Below are 1,323 nucleotides of genomic sequence, written 5' to 3' on the forward strand. Positions count from 1 at the left end.
GGCTGGCGCCGTCCGAGAGGATCTCGGCCGCGCGGTCCAGCGCCACGGACACGACCGACGCGCCGGCCGAGTCGATGCCGGTCTCGGTGTGCACGCGCTTGCCCACGTGCAGCGCCTGCTGGGCGAGCCGGTGCAGGGTGGTGCCGGCCGCGCCGATCTCGGACGCCGACTGGTAGGCGGTGCGGATCTGGCCGATGATCTGCTGCTCGCCCACGACCATCGAGTCCAGCCCCGAGGCCACGGAGAACAGGTGCTCGGCGGCGGACTCGGAGTAGCGCACGTACAGGTGGCGGCTCAGTTCGTCGGCGCCCAGGCCGGAGTGGCGCGAGAGCAGGGTCACGACGTCGTCGAGCGCCGGGTGGAACGCGTCCACGGCGGAGTAGACCTCGACGCGGTTGCAGGTGGTGACGATCATCGCCTCGTCGACGTTCTCGCCGGCGATGAGCTCCTCGGTGAGCCCGTCGCGCTCGGACTCGGAGACGGCGACCGCCTCGAGCAGGGACACCGGCGCGCTGTGGTGGGACAGCCCCACCAGGAGAATGCTCACAGCCGACCCCCGGACGCCAGGGCCTCGGGGGCCCATGCCAGAATGGATGCCAACTCGTCAACTCGGCGAGGAGACGGTCGGAGAACAGACGGGGCCCCGCAGGACGAACTCGCGGAACGCTGGTCCACAGTCGGTCGTCTCCCGTCGGTGTGCACGGCTGCGTACAAGGCGCTCCCATGGCGGAAACACCCTGCCGGGACGGCCGTGGCCTCAAGCCTGCGTACGACCCGTAACGGGCTCCACCGTAACCCGCCTGACACCCCGGGACAAAACCGTGACAGGGGCAGATGCTATATCCGGCCGCCCTCCCGCGGGCACCGTCAACAGCACGGACCGCAGTACGGTGGCATCCGTGCCCCCTCGCCGCAGGTCCTCGTCGACCATGTCCGCCGCGACCCGCGCCCGATACGCGAAGCGTCGTCAGCGGCGTCTGTCCCACGTCGACAACGACCTCACCGCCCCGCAGTGGGCCCGGATCCTCGACGCGTGGAAAGCCTGCGCCTACTGCTCCGCGACTGGGCCCGCGCTGCAGAAGGACTGCGTCCAGCCCATCTCACGCGGCGGGCGCTACACCCTGGAGAACGTGGTCCCGGCCTGCGCGTCGTGCAACGCGAGCAAGCACAACAGCGAGGTCACCGGGTGGCTGCGGCGCAAGAAGCTCGACGAGGGCGCGTTCCTGCTCCGGCACGCGACCATCCTGCGGGACCTGCGCGACGCGCCGCGGGAGGAGTGACCGCCCACCGTCGCGGCCGCCGCCGCGCGCACCCCCCGGCACC

General features: G+C 71.4%; 2 protein-coding genes. One reads left to right on the plus strand and one right to left on the minus strand.

The features are described from left to right. Window positions 1-547 (minus strand): glutamyl-tRNA reductase (locus tag G6023_RS14165; protein ID WP_472986453.1); only part of this gene is annotated, 547 nt, incomplete at its 3' end. Between the two features lie 382 nt (window positions 548-929). Here G6023_RS14165 and G6023_RS14170 point away from each other — a divergent pair. Further along, entirely contained in the window at window positions 930-1,280 is a 351-nt protein-coding gene (locus tag G6023_RS14170; RefSeq protein WP_182636111.1) for an HNH endonuclease, read from the plus strand. Window positions 1,281-1,323 lie beyond the last annotated feature (43 nt).

The organism is Dietzia sp. DQ11-71 (assembly GCF_014144995.1).
In the GTDB taxonomy this organism is placed as follows: Bacteria; Actinomycetota; Actinomycetes; order Mycobacteriales; family Mycobacteriaceae; genus Dietzia; species Dietzia kunjamensis.

Coding starts and splice junctions, on each gene's coding strand:
- G6023_RS14170 (WP_182636111.1), top strand. CDS start 930: ATGTCCGCCGCGACCCGCGCCCGATACGCGAAGCGTCGTCAGCGGCGT.